This is a genomic window from Pseudomonas sp. NFPP04, assembly GCF_900113815.1.
GTDB lineage: Bacteria > Pseudomonadota > Gammaproteobacteria > Pseudomonadales > Pseudomonadaceae > Aquipseudomonas > Aquipseudomonas extremorientalis.
Map to the genome: position 1 here is coordinate 504544 of NZ_FOQS01000003.1, position 16761 is coordinate 521304.

Genomic DNA, 16761 nt, shown 5'->3' on the forward strand with positions numbered 1-16761 from the left:
CGATGTGTTCCTGGTGCTGGGGCTTTGCCCCGGTGGCCGAGGCGTTGGTGGAGCAGGCCCAGGCGGCCGGCGTGGAGCTGCACCTGGTTGTGGGCGGCTTGCGTACCGGCAGTGGCGCGGCGCTGGAGCCGACCACGCGGCGCTATATCCTGGAGCACTGGCAGGCGGTGACCGACGCCACCGGCCAGCCGTTCAAGCGTGACGGCGCACTGCCCGACGGTTTTGTGTATGACACGGAGCCGGCGTGCCGCGCCATCGTCACGGCGCGCAGCCTGGCGCCGGATTGTGCATGGAAGCTGCTGGGGCTGATCCAGCGCGCGTTTTATGTCGAGGGCCGCGACGTGACTCTCGCCAGTGTGCTGGTGGAACTGGCCGAGCGGGCAGGCATCCCGCGCATCGAGTTTGCCGGCGAATTCGACCGCGCCGAGCAGCACGCCGCCACCGCTGCCGATTTTACCTGGGTACAGGACCTGGGCATCGCCGGTTTCCCGACGCTGCTGGCCGAGCGCAATGGCCAGTTGGCGTTGCTGACCAACGGTTACCAGCCGCTGTCCGAGCTTTCGCCTTTGCTGGGCCGATGGCTGGAGCGAGCCACCTGTGCATGAGCAACCTCAACGCACCGACCGCCTGACCTGGGCGGAAATCCGCCGCCTGGCCCTGCGCCACAAGAAGTCCCTGTGGATCGCCAATGGCGTCGCCGTGCTGGCGACCCTGTGCAGCGTGCCCATCCCTCTGTTGTTGCCGTTGCTGGTCGATGAAGTGTTGCTGGGTCGTGGCGATGCCGCGCTCAAGGTGATGAACCACGCCTTGCCCCTGGGCTGGCAGAAAGCCGCCGGCTATATCGGCCTGATGTTGCTGGTGACGCTGTTCCTGCGCTGCGGCGCGTTGGTGTTCAACGTGGTACAGGCGCGGCTGTTTGCGCGGTTGGCCAAGGACATCGTGTACCGCATCCGCGTGCGCCTGATCGAGCGGCTCAAGCGTATTTCCCTCGGCGAATACGAAAGCCTGGGCAGTGGCACGGTCACCACCCACCTGGTCACCGACCTGGACACCCTGGACAAATTCGTCGGCGAAACCCTCAGCCGGTTCCTGGTGGCGATGCTTACGTTGGTGGGCACGTCGGCAATCCTGGTGTGGATGCATTGGCAACTGGCGCTGCTGATCCTGCTGTTCAACCCGTTGGTGATCTACGCCACGGTGCAGTTGGGCAAACGCGTCAAACACCTGAAGAAACTGGAGAACGACAGCACCTCGCGGTTTACCCAGGCCCTGACCGAAACCCTGGATGCCATCCAGGAAGTGCGCGCCGGCAACCGTCAGGGCTTCTTCCTCGGGCGCCTCGGCCAGCGGGCCCAGGAAGTGCGCGACTTCGCGATCCATTCCCAGTGGAAAACCGACGCATCGAGCCGCGCCAGCGGGTTGTTGTTCCAGTTCGGCATCGACATCTTCCGTGCGGCGGCCATGCTCACTGTGCTGTTCTCCGACCTGTCCATCGGCCAGATGCTCGCGGTGTTCAGCTACCTGTGGTTCATGATCGGCCCGGTGGAGCAGTTGCTGAACCTGCAGTACGCCTATTACGCGGCGGGCGGGGCGCTGACGCGGATCAACGAACTGCTGGCGCGGGCCGATGAACCGCAATACGCGGGCGGCGAAGACCCGTTTACCGGGCGCGAAACCGTCGGCATCGAAGTACGTGGCCTGAATTTCGGTTATGGCGAAGACCTGGTCCTCGACCAGTTGAACCTGGCCATCGCGCCCGGCGAGAAGGTCGCAATCGTCGGCGCCAGCGGCGGTGGCAAAAGCACCCTGGTGCAACTGCTGCTGGGCCTGTACACGCCCCAGGCCGGGACGATCCGCTTTGGCGGTGCCACCCAGCAGGAAATCGGCCTGGAGACCATCCGCGAGCACGTCGCCGTGGTGCTGCAACACCCGGCTCTGTTCAACGACACCGTGCGCGCCAACCTGACCATGGGCCGCGAGCGCAGTGACCAGGCCTGCTGGCAGGCACTGGAAATCGCCCAGCTGGATGCGACCGTCAAGGCGTTGCCCATGGGCCTGGACAGTGTGGTGGGGCGTTCCGGGGTGCGGTTTTCCGGCGGCCAGCGTCAGCGCCTGGCGATTGCGCGCATGGTGTTGGCCGAACCGAAAGTGGTGATCCTCGACGAAGCGACTTCCGCCCTGGACGCCGCCACCGAGTACAACCTGCACCAGGCGCTGGCGCGCTTCCTCAGCGGCCGTACTACACTGATCATCGCCCACCGCCTGTCGGCGGTTAAGCAGGCAGATCGAGTCTTAGTGTTCGACGGCGGTCACATTGCAGAGGATGGCGACCATCAGCAATTGATTGCTGACGGTGGTTTGTACGCCAAACTCTATGGGCACTTGCAACAAGTACGTTGATTTAGCCTAGGCTGAGCTATCGGAAGCGGTGTTTCGCGTGCGTATCCAGCAGTGCATGTGCAAGGGGCTTCATGAAGCAAAAGCGGACTCTCGGAACGCCACGGTTGTTGGGCATTGTCTGGCCCTTTATCGCCGTGGTGCTGTTCCAGGCATTGTTGGGTTGTGTCAGCCTCTACGTGCTCTCGGCGGTGCGCGGTTATGTGGCTGGCGAAAGCCTGTGGTCCAAGGGCCAGAAAGACGCGATCTACTACCTGACGCTGTATGCCGACAACCGCGACGAAACCACCTACCTCAAATACCAGCAGGCGATCGCCGTGCCCCAGGGCGGGCATGAACTGCGTGTCGCCCTGGACCGCTCCACCCCTGATCTTGCGGCCGCTCGGTCGGGTATCCTCAAGGGCGGCAACCACCCGGATGACGTCGCCAGTCTGATCTGGCTGTACCTCAACTTCCGCCATTTCAGCTACCTGGAAAAAGCCATCGAACTTTGGACCGTGGGCGATGGCTACCTGGTGCAACTGGATGACCTGGCGCGCGAGATGCACGGTGCAATCACCCGTGACCAGGTCAGCGCCAACGATGTGCGCCAATGGAAGGCGCATATCACCGCCATCAACGAAGGTGTGACGCCCGCTGCCAAGGCGTTCAGCGATGCCCTGGGCGAAGGTTCGCGGATGATCCTGCGGCTGCTGGTGATCACCAACCTGGCCACGGCACTGGGCCTGATTGTGCTGGCGCTGTTGCGCACGCATAAACTGCTGGCCCAGCGCCATGCCTTTGCCGACGCTCTGCAGCAAGAGAAGGAGCGGGCGCAGATCACCCTGGAGTCGATTGGCGACGGGGTGATTACCACTGATGTCGATGGCGCCATCACCTACATGAACCCGGCGGCCGAGGCGCTGACCCACTGGAATTCTGCCCAGGCCCAGGGGCTGCCCCTGGCGGCGCTGTTCAATCTGCTGGATGACAATGCCCAGCCCGATGGCTTTACCCTGATCGAACATATCGTCAAGGGCCAGCTCGGCGGCGGCAGCGAGCATTCGAAAACCATCCAGCGCCTGGATGGCAGCACGGTCTCGGTGACCCTGGTGGGCGCGCCGATCCGCAGCGCCGGCAAGGTGACCGGGGCAGTGCTGGTGCTGCACGACATGACCCAGGAGCGTCAATACATCGCCAACCTGTCCTGGCAGGCGACCCATGACGCCCTGACCGGCCTGGCCAACCGCCGTGAGTTCGAGTACCGCCTGGAGCAGGTGCTCCACCCCATGGGGACGCAGCAGGGCGGGCGGCATGCGCTGATGTTCCTCGACCTGGACCAGTTCAAGTTGGTCAACGACACCTGTGGCCATGCGGCAGGCGACGAGTTGTTGCGGCATATCTGCGCGCTGTTGCAATCGGACCTGCGTGAAGGTGACACCCTGGCGCGCCTGGGCGGCGATGAATTCGGCATTCTGCTGGAGAACTGCCCGGCGGCCGCGGCTGAAAAAATCGCCGAGAGTCTGCGTCATACGGTGCAAAGCCTGCACTTCGTATGGAAGGGCCGGCCGTTCATGACCACCGTCAGCATCGGCCTGGTGCACCTTGGGCATACCCCGACGACCCTGGAAACCTCACTGCGCGCCGCCGACATGGCGTGCTACATGGCCAAGGAAAAGGGCCGCAACCGCGTGCAGGTCTACCACGCCGACGACTCGGAATTGTCCGTGCGCTTCGGCGAAATGGCCTGGGTGCAGCGCCTGCACATGGCCCTGGAAGAAAACCGGTTCTGCCTCTACGCCCAGGAAATCTCACCCCTGGGGCACACTGACGGTGGCGATGGGCACATCGAGATCCTGCTGCGCCTGCATGACGAGGCTGGCCGCATCATCCTTCCGGACAGCTTTATCCCAGCCGCCGAACGCTATGGCTTGATGACGTCCCTGGACCGCTGGGTAGTAGAAAATGTGTTCAAGATCATCAGCCGATGCCTGCAGGAGCGCCCGGGGCGTCCCATGGCGATGTGTGCGATCAACCTGTCAGGCATCACCATTGGCGATGATGACTTCCTCGGGTTTTTGCGTGAGAAGTTTCATACATACAATATTCCACCGGGCATGATCTGTTTTGAAATTACTGAAACCAGCGCAATTGCAAATTTGGGCAGTGCGATCCGATTTATCAATGAACTCAAAGCCTTAGGTTGTCATTTTTCGCTGGATGACTTTTGTGCCGGAATGTCCTCGTTCGCATATCTCAAACATTTACCTGTAGACTTCCTGAAGATCGATGGAAGTTTCGTAAAGGATATGCTGGACGACCCGATTAACCGCGCGATGGTCGAAGTGATCAACCACATCGGCCATGTCATGGGTAAGCGCACAATTGCAGAGTTTGTCGAGACACCGCACATCGAACAGGCGTTACTCGAAATTGGTGTGGATTACGCTCAGGGCTACCTGATTGAACGACCGCAATTGTTTACCTTTGATAGCTTGCAGTGTCGACCTGTGCGGCCGCAGCCTCTGTTATTCAAGGCGCCCGGCACATTCCGCTGAAAACTTTGCTGGTCTGTACAATCACACTTAAAAAGGAGCCTTACAGTGATCGACACATTCAACAGAACCGGCCCGCTTATGGAAGCCTCGAGTTACCCCGCCTGGGCTCAGAAACTGATCCTGGACTGTAGCGAGAGCAAGCGCCGAGTTGTCGAACACGAACTGTACCAGCGCATGCGCGACAACACGCTCAGCGCCAAGACCATGCGCCACTACCTGATCGGTGGCTGGCCGGTGGTGGAGCAGTTTGCCTTGTACATGGCACAGAACCTCACCAAGACCAAATTTGCCCGCCATCCTGGGGAGGACATGGCGCGGCGTTGGCTGATGCGCAATATTCGCGTGGAACTCAACCACGCCGATTACTGGGTCAATTGGGCCCGTGCCCACGGCGTGAGCCTGGACGAATTGCAAGCCCAGGACGTACCGCCGGAGTTGCATGCCCTCAGCCATTGGTGCTGGCACACCAGCTCGGCCGATTCGTTGATCGTGGCCATCGCCGCGACCAACTACGCGATTGAAGGCGCAACCGGCGAGTGGTCCGCCGTGGTGTGTTCCACCGGTGTCTACGCGGCGGCCTTCCCCGAGGAAGAGCGCAAGCGTGCGATGAAGTGGTTGAAGATGCATGCCCAGTACGATGACGCCCACCCGTGGGAAGCGCTGGAAATCATCTGCACCCTGGCCGGGATGAACCCCACCAAGGCATTGCAGGCGGAACTGCGCCAAGCCGTGTGCAAGAGCTACGACTACATGTATTTGTTCCTGGAAAGCTGCATGCGTCTGGAGAAAGAAAAAGCCCCAGCGGTGATGCGTGAGCGCCAGGCGCGGGTTGCCAGCGAGGCTTGATGTAACCATTGTGGCGAGCGGGCTTGCCCCGCGTTGGGCCGCGAAGCGGCCCGCTTTTTATTCAAAAAGCATGGGACTGCTGCGCAGTCCAACGCGGGGCAAGCCCGCTCGCCACAACATGCCCGATTACCCCAACAAGCCTTATTGCCACAGTAAGCCAGTTCGCTACAGCTGAAGGGGTTTACCCCGCCATCGCCAGGCGGTTGCGGCCTTCGCGCTTGGCCACGTACAACGCGCTGTCGGCCCGGCGCAGCAGGCTTTCGGCAGATTCGGCGGGCAGCAAGGTCGAGCAACCCAGGCTCACCGTCAATTCGATCCGCGTTCCGTCCGCCCAATAATCCTGGGCTTGTGTCGCCTGGCGCAGGCGTTCGCCAACCATCGCCGCCGCATCGCGACCGGTGTTGGACAGCAGGATCAGAAATTCTTCCCCGCCATAACGAAACACCATGTCCACGTTACGCAGCTGGCTCTTGATCGATGCCGCCACAGTGCGCAGCACGTTGTCGCCGGCGGCATGGCCGTGGGTGTCGTTGATGGTCTTGAAGTGGTCGATGTCCAGCATCAGCAAGGACAGCGGGTTCAGGTGGCGGCGCGCCATGTCGATTTCCCGTTGCAGGGTCTGGTCCATGGCGATGCGGTTGCCGGTCTCGGTCAGTGGGTCACGCAGCGCGCTGCGGGTGGCGGCGCGGTAGAGCAGGGCGTTGCGCATCGGGTAGAGCAGGGTCGCCAGCAGCGATTCAAGTTGGCCGAGTTCTTCTTCCGCCAGGCGCTGGTTGCGCCGGAAGATCAGCTCGCCCAGGTGCTCGCCTTCATGGCTCAGGCTGTAGCTCATCGAGTGATGGCCGCGATGGCCGAACTCCAGGCGCAGGTCGCTGGCCTGGTGACGGTAGTGCAGGGCGTCCAGGGGCACCAGGCGTTGGATCTCACGGAAGAACAGCGCGAGAATGCGCTCCGGTTCCAGGCTGGTTTGCAGTTGCTGGCCCAGTTGCTGGCGAAGTTCGATAACGGTGGTGGGGCGGCGCGGCAGGAGGGCGGGTTGACCAAAGCCCAGGCGTTGCAATTTGGCACTGTCAAAGTCAATTGCATGGGTCTGGGTAGGTGTTTTCATAACCGTTCGGCCTCTAAGCACTCAGCTGTCTTACAGGCTCGATGAGAGTGGCGAATGCCAGGCGTCTTACTGTTCCTTCAGTTCCGTAAAACATGAATTACAGTCTAGACCGCTTTACCGTGGGTTATAACCCCTGGGCACTGCCGCACGTCTTGTCATCGCTTAACCTGCTTGGAGAGGGTTAGAGCGAGTTTCATGCCACATTCGTTCAATTAAATAAAAAGCCTTACAAATCAAGCGACTGTTTTTATCGCTAAAAACAGTCGCCGAAGGATGACGCCAGTTATTTGGCAAGCGGGCGCCGCGCTTACTGTTTTTGCGGATCGAACTGTTTATCGCGAATAAACAACGCCGGGATGACGCCGCAGATGAAGTACGCGCCGCCCATTACCAGGAACCCCATGCCGATGGAGCCATGGGACGCCAGGAAACCAATGGCTGCCGGTGCCACTGCCGCACCAATGCGCCCGATGTTGTAGGCCCCGCCCACTGCCGAACCACGAAACTTCGCCTCGAAGCTTTCGGTCATGTAGGTGGCATTCACGCCATAGGGAATCCCGTACAGGAAACCGAACACCACCAGCATCCACAAGATGTTCTCCGGGCTCTGGAACAACACGATGACCGGCAGGAAGACCGCCGTGCCCAGGGCGCCAAACGCAAACACGGCGCGACGTCCCAGGCGGTCCGCCGCCAACCCCGCAAGGATCTTGCCGAAGATCATCGCGGCGTAGGTGCCGACCATATAGCTGGTCATCGACTTGAAGTTCATCCCCAGTTCGCTTTCCAGGTAGGACGGCATCCAGTTGTTCACACCGTAGTAGCCGAACTGCAGGAAGCCTGCGGTCAAGGCCCAGAGCAGGAACATGCGGCTGGCCTTGGGGTCGCTGAAGATCAGCTTGAACATGCCGTCGGGCTTTTTCTGCTGGGCTTGCCGGGTGCCATTGGCTTTCTCCTGCGCGCGCTCGGCGCGTGCGGTCAGCCAGGCTTGAGGCTCTGGCACCAGGCGTTGCATCAGCACGGCGAGGATCACCGGGATGATCGCCACGTAGAACAACCAGCGCCAGCCGTGTTCGGGCAGGATCCAGCCTGCCAGCAGCGTGGCGACGATGTACCCCACCGACCAGCCAGCCTGCAGGGTGCCGAGCACGGTGGTGCGGTAGCGGGTCGGCACGTATTCGGCCATCAACGTGTTGCACGCCACATACAGCGCGCCCAGGCCGAGGGAGGCGAAAAACCGCGTGCTCGCGAACTGCCAATAGCTGTGGGTCATGCCCAGGATCGCCGTGCCCACGGAGAACAGCACGATGCTCCACACCACGGTTTTGACCCGGCCGAAGCGGTCACAGGCCCAGCCCCCGTAGATGCCACCAATGGCCATGCCGGCCAGGGTGAAACTGCCCAGGCTGCCGGCCTCGACGCTGGTCAGGCCGAACTCGGCCTTGAGGCTACTGAGGCTGTAGGACAGCAACATCAGGTCTGCGCCATCGATCAACAGGCCGAGGAAGCAGAAGATAAAGACAATGATCCACAGTTTGCTTTTTGCAGGCGACAACGCGCCCGCCGATGCGGCGACTTCCATAGCGATACCTTGTTGTAGTTGTTAGGGCATTGGGTATGGGTGGTGCTCAGCGTTGCGCCGCACGAATCATGTTGCGGGCAATCACCAATTGCTGGATCTGCGTGGTGCCTTCGTAGAGGCGGAACAGGCGCACATCTCGGTAGAAACGTTCAATGGCGTACTCGCTGATATAGCCGGCGCCGCCGTGGATCTGCACACAGCGGTCAGCGACGCGACCGCACATCTCGGTGGCGAACATCTTCGAGCAAGAAGCTTCGGTGCCGATGTCCCGGCCTTCGTCACGCTTGCGGGCGGCGTCGAGCACCATGCAGCGCGCCGCATAGATTTCGGCCTTGCTGTCGGCGAGCATGGCCTGGATCAGCTGGAACTCGGCAATCGGCTGGCCGAATTGCTTGCGTTCGATCGCGTAGTTCAGCGCGTCACCCAGCATGCGCTCGGCGGCGCCCACGCTGACGGCGGCGATGTGCAGGCGGCCTTTGTCGAGGACCTTCATGGCGGTCTTGAAACCCACGCCTTCGACGCCACCGATCAACTGGCTGGCTGGCACGCGGACGTTGTCGAAGATCACGTCGCTGGTGTGCGCGCCGTGCTGGCCCATCTTGTGATCGCGCTTGCCCAGGGACAGGCCTGGCGTGTCACGTTCGATGATGAACGCGCTGATACCGCCCGAGCCGCGGATCGCCGGGTCGGTTCGCGCCATCACCGTGAAAATCCCGGCGTGGGGTGCGTTGGTGATAAAGCGCTTGGTGCCGTTGATCACGTAGTGGTCGCCATCGCGTACGGCGGTGGTTTTCAGCGAGGCGGCGTCGGAGCCGGAGTCGGGTTCGGTGAGGCAGAACGAGCTGAGCAGCGCGCCGCTGGCCAGCAGCGGCAGGTAATGTTCCTTCTGCGCGTCGGTGCCGTCGAGCAGGATGCCGATGGAGCCGATGCCATTGTTGGTGCCGAAGTACGAACGGAAGGCCGGGGAGGTGCGCCCCAGTTCAAAGGCGATGGTCACCTCTTCTTCCATGGTCAGGCCCAGGCCGCCGTAGGCTTCGGGAATGGTCAGGCCGAACAGGCCCATGTCCTGGAATTGGCTGATGATGTCCGCCGGGATTTCATCGGTTTCGGCGACTTCGTTTTCCCGTGGGATCAGCGCTTCATCGACGAACTGCGCAATGGCGTCCACCAGGATATGCAGGGTTTGTGCGTCTCGGATCATGTGCAGCCCTCAGCGGCCCGTTCGGCGGGCCTGTTATCGTCAATCTGCCGAGGCCATGCACCTGTCCAGCTAGCGGGTGGCGGCCTCGATATTGTTCACCATGTGCTTGAGGCGGGGGCCGATGTCGTCTTCGAGTTTCTCCCGGGAGAGGTGGAAACTCGGTCCGCCACAGTTGAACGCCAGCAAGCCGTGTTGTGCGTGTCGCAGCGGTACGGCGATGGCGTTGACATCGCGGTGCCACTCACCGATCGACATGCAATAGCCGAAATCGGTGTAGTCCCGGAAGGCGCGTTCCAGCCCCTTGCGGATGTTCGGCCAGTCCTCCAGATGGCGCTGGCGGATGTGGTCGAGAATGAACTCCCGCTCGTTTTCCGGCATCGCTGCCAGGCAGGCGCGGCCTGCTGAACTCAAGTGCAACGGCAACCGTGTACCGACCTGGCGGCGCATGGTCATGTTGGCTTCGCCCTGGACCACATCCAGGTACACCGCGTCGAGGCGGTCGCGGGTGGCCATCGCGACGGCCGCCTGGGCGTACTTGGCCATGGTCTCCATCAACGGGTGGGCCACGGCGCGGATCGACAGGTTCGACAACATGGCGTAACCGAAGGCCATCACGCCCACCTCCAACTGGTACCGGCCCGACTGCGGCAGGTGCCTGAGGTAACCCAAGCGGGTCAGGGTGTGGGTCATGCGGGTGATCGTCGGTTTCGGCAGCCCGGTCTTGCGCGCCAGTTCCTGGTTGCCCAGCACACTCTCGCTCGGCGTGAAACAGCGCAGCAGTTCCAGGCCACGGGCCAGGGCGGTGACGAACTGGCGGTCCTTGTCTTCCTCCTCATCGTTGTGCATCGGGTCAATCAACAAATGCTCGAAGGCGTTGTTGCCTGCTGGGACTTGGTTGTTGTCCGAGTCCGGGTTTCGACGGCGCATGTTAAGCCTCATTTTTTTATAAAATCAACAAAACAAAATAGTATTCCGCACAGCGAAACTAAGCAACTTTTTGCTTGGCGATTATTTGATGCGATAAACCCCGATAAAACAGCAGGTTAAAGACTGTATGTGCATGAGTTCGGGTTTTTACGTTTACACCTGTGGGGACGATACTTATGATTATCGATAAATACGGAATGTTATTTCGCATGGCGAAACAAGTGCAATCCAACTAACAAGAACAGTGCAGCAGGAGTCAATGTGACCAACGCTAACCCACCCGTGGTGACCCTCGATGTCCAGGACAATGGCGTGGCCGTGGTCCGTATCCATCGACCCGAAGTCAAGAACGCCCTGAATGCCCAGGTACGTGAGGCGCTCGCCGAGCACTTCCGCGCTTTGGCTCGCCGTCAGGATGTGCGCGCCATTGTGCTGACCGGGGGCGAACAGTTCTTCGTCGCTGGCGCGGATATCAAGGAGTTCGCCGCCGCCGGGGCGATCGATATGTACCGCCGCCACACCGAATATCTGTGGGAAGCCATCAGTCGCTGCCCCAAGCCGGTGATCGCGGCCGTCAATGGTTTTGCCCTGGGCGGTGGCTGTGAGCTGGCGATGCATTGCGACCTGATCGTGGCGGGTGAATCGGCGCGGTTTGCCCAGCCGGAGGTCAAGCTGGGCTTGATGCCGGGGGCGGGCGGCACCCAGCGGCTGGTGCGGGCGGTGGGTAAATTCCAGGCGATGCGCATTGCGCTCACCGGCTGCTTGGTCAGCGCGAAGGAAGCCCTGGCCATGGGCATGCTCAGCGAGATGGTCAGCGACGATCAGACACTGCCCCGCGCCCTGGAACTGGCCGCGCAGATCGCCGCGCTGCCGCCGTTGGCGGTGGAGCAGATCAAGGAAGTGATGCTGGCCGGTGCCGACCTGCCGCTGGAAAGCGCCCTGGTGCTGGAGCGCAAGGCGTTCCAATTGTTGTTCGACTCCAGGGACCAGAAGGAGGGCGCTGCGGCGTTCTTCGAAAAACGCACGCCGCAGTACCGGGGGGAATAAGCATGAGCGACGCTATCAACACGTTGGGCCTGGTGGGCACCGGTGTCATGGGCGCGGGCATTGCGCAAATCGCTGCTCAGGCCGGTGTTCGGGTATGCCTGTTCGATGCTCGCGACGGCGCTGCGCAAGCGGCCCGTGACAGCCTCGGTGGTACATTTGCGAAGTTGGTGGGCAAGGGCAAGATCAGCCAGGCGGCGATGGATGCAGCGTTGGCCAACTTGCAAGTGGTCGACCGCCTTGAGGACCTGCGCGATTGCGACCTGGTGGTCGAAGCCATCGTGGAAAACCTCGACGCCAAACGCGATCTGTTGCAACAGCTTGAAGGTATCGTCAGCCCCACGTGCATCCTGGCGACCAACACGTCTTCACTCTCCGTCACGGCCATCGCCACTGGTTGCCGGCACCCCGAGCGTGTGGCGGGCCTGCACTTCTTCAACCCGGTGCCGTTGATGCGCGTGGTGGAGGTGATCGATGGCCTGGCCACCGCGCCCAAGGTCGGTGAGGCATTGCTGGCCCTGGTTGCACGCACCGGCCATCGCGGCGTGCGCGCCAAGGACACGCCTGGTTTCATCGTCAACCACGCCGGCCGGGCCTACGGCACCGAAGCCCTGAAGATGCTGGAAGAAGGCATCGCCGAGCGCGGCGATATCGACCGTATCCTGCGCGACGGCGCCGGGTTTCGCATGGGGCCGCTGGAGCTGCTGGACCTCACCGGCCTGGACGTGTCGCACCCGGTGATGGAGTCGATCTACAACCAGTTCTACCAGGAGCCCCGCTACAAACCGTCGCTCCTGACCCGGCAGATGCTGGTGGGCGGCCGCCTGGGGCGCAAGACCGGGCACGGCTTCTATCAGTATGAACACGGCCAGCTCATCAACGGCCCGCAACCCCAGCCGGTGCCCTCGGTGCAACCGCTGCCACCGGTGTGGATCGCCACGGAAAACAGTGAAGACTACGAGCGCTTGAGTGCCCTGGTGATCGACCTGGGCGCCCACCTGGAACACGCTGCGCAACCGTCGCCGCAGGCGTTATGCCTATTGGCGCCTTATGGCCGCGATGCCACCAGCGCGTGCGTGCACTTCGATACCGACCCGGCGCGCACGCTGTGCATCGATGTGCTGACGGACCTGTCGCGCCACCGCACGCTGATGCAAAACCCGCTGACGGCCCCGGCGATGCGCGATGCCGCTCACGCCTTGCTCGCAGCGGATGGTGTGGGCGTCACGGTGATCGGCGACAGCGTTGGTTTTGTGGCCCAACGCACCTTGGCGATGGTGGTCAACCTCGCCTGCGACATTGCCCAGCAGCGCATCGCCAGTGTCGAGGATATCGACCAGGCCGTGCAGCTCGGCCTGGGCTACCCCAGCGGCCCGCTGGCCTGGGGCGATGCCCTCGGGCCACGACGCCTGCTCACGATTTTGCAGCGCATGATCGAGCTCACCCACGACCCGCGCTACCGCCCCAGCCCGTGGTTGCGGCGGCGGGCGCTGCTGGGGATTTCCCTGCGCCATGAAGCGCCGAAAGCCGGCTGATTTCCCAACCTCACAGGATAAGAACAATGGGTGCATTGACAGGTTTGCGGGTGCTGGATCTGAGCCGTGTGTTGGCCGGCCCCTGGTGTGGGCAAGTGTTGGCTGACCTTGGCGCGGAAGTGGTCAAGATCGAACGCCCGAAAAGCGGCGACGACACCCGTGCTTGGGGCCCGCCGTGGATGAAGACCGACACCGGTGAGTCGTCCGGCGAGGCGTCGTACTATCAGTCGACCAATCGCGGCAAGTTATCCGTGGCCATCGACATTGCCACTCCCGAAGGCCAGGAGTTGGTGCGGGCATTGGCGGCGAGTTCCGATGTGTTGATCGAGAACTATAAAGCAGGCTCCCTGGCCCGCTACGGCCTGGACTACGCAACCCTGGCCGAGCTCAACCCGCGCCTGGTGTATTGCTCCATCACCGGTTTCGGCCAGACCGGCCCGCGTGCCGAGGAGCCGGGCTACGACTTCATCATCCAGGGCATCGGCGGCCTGATGAGCATCACCGGCGAGCGCGATGACCTGCCCGGCGGCGGCCCGCAAAAAGTCGGCGTGGCGTTCTCCGACCTGATGACCGGCCTGTATTCCACCGTGGCGATCCAGGCCGCGCTGCTCAGCCGTGAGCGCACCGGCGTGGGCCAATACATTGATATGGCGTTGCTGGATGTGCAGGTCGCGACCTTGGCCAACCAAAGCATGAACTACCTGGCCTCGGGCAAGGTGCCGCAGCGTTATGGCAATGCCCACGCCAATATCGTGCCTTACCAGGTGTTCCGTGCCGCCGACCGCGACTTCATCATCGCCTGTGGCAACGACAGCCAGTTTGTCGCGCTGTGCCAGAGCATCGGCCTGGCGCATCTGCCGGACGACCCACGCTTTCGCCGCAACGCCGACCGCGTGGCCCATCGCGAAGAGATAGTCGCGCTGCTTTCGGCGCACTTTCTGGGGCGCAGTGCCGATGAGTGGGTGGCGTGTATCCATGCCTCGAAGGTGCCGGTGGGGGCGATCAACTCCATCGCGCAATCCCTGGAAGAACCCCAGGTGATCGCGCGCAACCTGATGGTGAAGATCCCCCATCCGCAGAACCCGGAGTTCGCCATGGTCGGCAGCCCGATCAAAATGTCCGGCACCCCCGTGGAGTACCAGCGGCCGGCGCCGAGGCTGGGGCAGCACACCGACGACATCCTCGGCGAGCGGTTGGGCTTGTCACCGGAGCAACTGGCCCGACTCAAGGCCCGCGGGATCGTTGAACAGCAGGGTTAGACCAGGGTGGTGCGGTCGATCTGCTCGATGGACGTGACGCCAGTCAGGGTCATGGCCACGCGCATCTCCTTGGCAAAGATGTCCAGCAGGTTTTCCACGCCGTGCTGGCCATCGGCGGCCAGCGCGTAGGCGGTGGCGCGTCCCAGCAGGCACGCCTTGGCACCCAGGGCGAGCATGCGCACCACATCCAGCCCGGAACGGATGCCGGAATCCACTAATACGGTGAGGTCATCGCCCACTGCATCGGCAATCGGCGGCAACGCTTTGGCGGTGGACAACACGCCGTCCAATTGGCGGCCGCCGTGATTGGAGACCACGATGCCATCGGCGCCGAAACTCACCGCGTCCTTGGCGTCCTGGGGGTCGAGGATGCCTTTGATGATCATCGGGCCTTTCCAGAACTCGCGGATCCACTCCAGGTCTTTCCAGCTGATCGACGCGTCGAAATTGTTCGCCAGCCAGCCGATGTAGTCTTCCAGGTGGGTGGGTTTGCCCAGGTATTTGGAGATATTACCCAGGTCATGGGGGCGCCCCATCAACCCCACATCGAAGGCCCATTGCGGCTTGGCGACGGCTTGCAGCATGCGTCGCTGTGCGGCGAACGGGCCGGACATACCCGAATGGGCATCGCGATACCGTGCGCCGGGCGTGGGCATGTCCACGGTAAATACCAGCGTCGTCACACCGGCCGCTTGCGCGCGCTCCAGCGCGTTGCGCATGAAGCCGCGGTCCTTGAGCACATACAACTGGAACCAGATCGCTTGCGCACTTTGCGACGCCACTTCTTCAATCGGGCACACCGACACCGTCGACAGGCAGAACGGGATGCCCTTGTTCGCCGCCGCCTTGGCTGCCTGCACTTCACCGCGCCGCGCATACATGCCGGTCAGGCCGACCGGGCTGAGGATCACCGGCATGTCGAGTTCCTGGCCGAACACCGTGGTCTTCAGGCTCAGGTTGTCCACATTGCGCAGGATGCGCTGGCGCAGGCTGATCTCGGCCAGGTCCGAACTGTTCGCGCGCATCGTGTGCTCGGCGTAGGCGCCGCCGTCGATGTAGTCGAACAGGAAGCGCGGCAGCTTGCGCTTGGCGGCTGCGCGGTAGTCGGAGGCGGACGAGATGATCATTTTTAGAGGCTCCACGGGCAAGGTGGCTTCAGGATAGGCAATTCTCTGGCATGATAAAAACAACTTTTATCGCTGGCAGCCAGTCGCCAAAGGAATACTGATGAACCTGAGAACATTGCGTGCCTTTGTTGAAGTGGTGCGCCAGGGCGGATTTTCCCAGGCTGCCGAGGTGGTGTCCTTGACTCAATCCAGCGTGAGCAAGGCGGTCAAGACCCTGGAAGACGAACTGGGCACGCCGCTGCTCAATCGCCTGGGCCATCGCAACGAACTCACGGCGGCCGGCGAAATTGCCTACCGCCGCGCCCTGGTACTGCTCGCCGAGCGCAATGACCTGGTGGCCGAGATCAACGACCTGTGTGGCCTCAAGCGCGGCGTACTGCGCATCGGCCTGCCGCCGGTGGGTTGCGGCGTGCTGTTCGCGACGATGTTCGCCACCTACCGCAGCCGTTACCCGGACATCGACATCGAACTGACCGAATACGGCAGCAAAAAACTGCGCGAATGCCTGGAAGCAGGGGAGGTCGACCTGGCTGCGCTGCTGCTGCCGGTGGACGAAGACTTCGACTTCCAGCCCGTGCGCAACGAACCGTTGATGGCGGTGCTGCCCATCAGCCACCCGCTGGCCCGCCTTGAACGTATCGACTTCACCTACCTGGCCGATTCGCCGTTCATCCTGTTTGAAGCCGGCTTCGCCCTCAACGCCAAGATTCTCGCCGCCTGCGAGCGCAAAGGCGTCACCCCCAAGGTGACCGCCCGCAGCGGGCAGATCGACTTCATCATCGACCTGGTCGCCGCCGGCCTGGGCGTAGCCTTCGTGCCACGCATGCTGGCGCACAAACACCAACACCCCGGCATCGCCCTGATCCCCCTGGACGAACCCCACACCGACTGGCACATCGCCCTGGCCTGGCGCGCCAGCGCCCACCTGCCACCCGCCGCCCTGGCCTGGCTGGAACTGGCCAGGGAGCACGCCGTTTCAACCGGCCATCCGGTTTAATCACGCCGAGTGCCAGAGAAAGCTTGACTTCTCCTTTTCAATCAGTAACATACGGCGCATTCCGCGATAGCTCAGTTGGTAGAGCAAATGACTGTTAATCATTGGGTCCCTGGTTCGAGTCCAGGTCGTGGAGCCAGATAGCGACATAAAGAGAAGCCTGCAGCGATGCAGGCTTTTTTTTGCCTTGGATTTCTCTGAGGG

General features: G+C 62.2%; 13 protein-coding genes and 1 tRNA gene. 9 read left to right on the forward strand and 5 right to left on the reverse strand.

What is annotated here, in order from left to right:
• The first annotated feature begins 2 nt into the window (after nucleotides 1-2).
• The 4 genes from BM017_RS09615 to BM017_RS09630 all read left to right on the forward strand — a co-directional run bounded on the left by BM017_RS09615 (nucleotide 3) and on the right by BM017_RS09630 (nucleotide 5780).
• Nucleotides 3-605 (forward strand): DsbA family protein, encoded by a 603-nt coding sequence (locus BM017_RS09615; protein WP_170856062.1) that lies wholly within the window; start codon nucleotides 3-5, stop codon nucleotides 603-605.
• Complete coding sequence (locus BM017_RS09620) at nucleotides 598-2400, forward strand: ABC transporter ATP-binding protein (protein ID WP_092243245.1); 1803 nt, start codon at nucleotides 598-600, stop codon at nucleotides 2398-2400. Before BM017_RS09615 ends, BM017_RS09620 begins: the two co-directional genes overlap by 8 nt.
• Nucleotides 2401-2471: 71 nt before the next feature.
• A complete protein-coding gene (locus BM017_RS09625; protein WP_092243250.1) occupies nucleotides 2472-4934 on the forward strand; it encodes an EAL domain-containing protein in 2463 nt (820 codons plus the stop codon).
• A 78-nt stretch (nucleotides 4935-5012) separates the two neighbouring features.
• Nucleotides 5013-5780, forward strand: a complete 768-nt coding sequence (locus BM017_RS09630) for an iron-containing redox enzyme family protein (protein WP_371914374.1) — start codon at nucleotides 5013-5015, stop codon at nucleotides 5778-5780.
• A gap of 181 nt (nucleotides 5781-5961) precedes the next feature.
• Here the strand turns inward: BM017_RS09630 and BM017_RS09635 are convergent, their stop codons facing one another.
• The 4 genes from BM017_RS09635 to BM017_RS09650 form a co-directional block, all read right to left on the reverse strand.
• Entirely contained in the window at nucleotides 5962-6888 is a 927-nt protein-coding gene (locus tag BM017_RS09635) for a GGDEF domain-containing protein (protein ID WP_092243257.1), read from the reverse strand.
• 307 nt (nucleotides 6889-7195) lie between these two features.
• Entirely contained in the window at nucleotides 7196-8470 is a 1275-nt protein-coding gene (locus BM017_RS09640) for an MFS transporter (protein ID WP_071490742.1), read from the reverse strand.
• Between the two features lie 46 nt (nucleotides 8471-8516).
• Nucleotides 8517-9671, reverse strand: a complete 1155-nt coding sequence (locus tag BM017_RS09645; protein WP_071490741.1) for an acyl-CoA dehydrogenase family protein — start codon at nucleotides 9669-9671, stop codon at nucleotides 8517-8519.
• 69 nt (nucleotides 9672-9740) lie between these two features.
• A complete protein-coding gene (locus BM017_RS09650; protein WP_092243260.1) occupies nucleotides 9741-10610 on the reverse strand; it encodes an IclR family transcriptional regulator in 870 nt (289 codons plus the stop codon).
• 249 nt (nucleotides 10611-10859) lie between these two features.
• On the opposite strand from BM017_RS09650, the gene BM017_RS09655 reads away from it, so the two are divergent.
• From BM017_RS09655 to BM017_RS09665, 3 genes are read left to right on the forward strand one after another with little or no spacing between them, the layout of a single operon-like run.
• Complete coding sequence (locus BM017_RS09655; RefSeq protein WP_092243263.1) at nucleotides 10860-11645, forward strand: enoyl-CoA hydratase; 786 nt, start codon at nucleotides 10860-10862, stop codon at nucleotides 11643-11645.
• A 2-nt stretch (nucleotides 11646-11647) separates the two neighbouring features.
• Nucleotides 11648-13177: a 3-hydroxyacyl-CoA dehydrogenase gene (locus tag BM017_RS09660; protein WP_092243266.1), complete on the forward strand. Its 1530-nt coding sequence runs from the start codon at nucleotides 11648-11650 to the stop codon at nucleotides 13175-13177.
• Nucleotides 13178-13203: 26 nt separating this feature from the next.
• Entirely contained in the window at nucleotides 13204-14436 is a 1233-nt protein-coding gene (locus BM017_RS09665) for a CaiB/BaiF CoA transferase family protein (protein ID WP_092243269.1), read from the forward strand.
• Here BM017_RS09665 and lldD read toward each other — a convergent pair.
• Nucleotides 14433-15563 carry an FMN-dependent L-lactate dehydrogenase LldD gene (lldD, locus tag BM017_RS09670; RefSeq protein ID WP_092243271.1) on the reverse strand — a complete coding sequence of 377 codons (1131 nt, stop codon included), beginning with the start codon at nucleotides 15561-15563 and terminating at the stop codon, nucleotides 14433-14435. The two genes, BM017_RS09665 and lldD, sit on opposite strands and share 4 nt — an antisense overlap.
• A gap of 100 nt (nucleotides 15564-15663) precedes the next feature.
• Here lldD and BM017_RS09675 point away from each other — a divergent pair, with 100 nt between their 5' ends.
• Together BM017_RS09675 and BM017_RS09680 are read left to right on the forward strand one after the other, a co-directional pair.
• Nucleotides 15664-16560: a LysR family transcriptional regulator gene (locus tag BM017_RS09675; protein ID WP_092243274.1), complete on the forward strand. Its 897-nt coding sequence runs from the start codon at nucleotides 15664-15666 to the stop codon at nucleotides 16558-16560.
• 60 nt (nucleotides 16561-16620) lie between these two features.
• Nucleotides 16621-16696 (forward strand) — tRNA-Asn (locus BM017_RS09680).
• Nucleotides 16697-16761: the final 65 nt, after the last annotated feature.

Coding starts and splice junctions, on each gene's coding strand:
- BM017_RS09615 (WP_170856062.1), top strand. CDS start 3: ATGTGTTCCTGGTGCTGGGGCTTTGCCCCGGTGGCCGAGGCGTTGGTG.
- BM017_RS09625 (WP_092243250.1), top strand. CDS start 2,472: ATGAAGCAAAAGCGGACTCTCGGAACGCCACGGTTGTTGGGCATTGTC.
- BM017_RS09630 (WP_371914374.1), top strand. CDS start 5,013: ATGGAAGCCTCGAGTTACCCCGCCTGGGCTCAGAAACTGATCCTGGAC.
- BM017_RS09635 (WP_092243257.1), bottom strand. CDS start 6,888: ATGAAAACACCTACCCAGACCCATGCAATTGACTTTGACAGTGCCAAA.
- BM017_RS09640 (WP_071490742.1), bottom strand. CDS start 8,470: ATGGAAGTCGCCGCATCGGCGGGCGCGTTGTCGCCTGCAAAAAGCAAA.
- BM017_RS09645 (WP_071490741.1), bottom strand. CDS start 9,671: ATGATCCGAGACGCACAAACCCTGCATATCCTGGTGGACGCCATTGCG.
- BM017_RS09650 (WP_092243260.1), bottom strand. CDS start 10,610: ATGAGGCTTAACATGCGCCGTCGAAACCCGGACTCGGACAACAACCAA.
- BM017_RS09660 (WP_092243266.1), top strand. CDS start 11,648: ATGAGCGACGCTATCAACACGTTGGGCCTGGTGGGCACCGGTGTCATG.
- BM017_RS09665 (WP_092243269.1), top strand. CDS start 13,204: ATGGGTGCATTGACAGGTTTGCGGGTGCTGGATCTGAGCCGTGTGTTG.
- lldD (WP_092243271.1), bottom strand. CDS start 15,563: ATGATCATCTCGTCCGCCTCCGACTACCGCGCAGCCGCCAAGCGCAAG.
- BM017_RS09675 (WP_092243274.1), top strand. CDS start 15,664: ATGAACCTGAGAACATTGCGTGCCTTTGTTGAAGTGGTGCGCCAGGGC.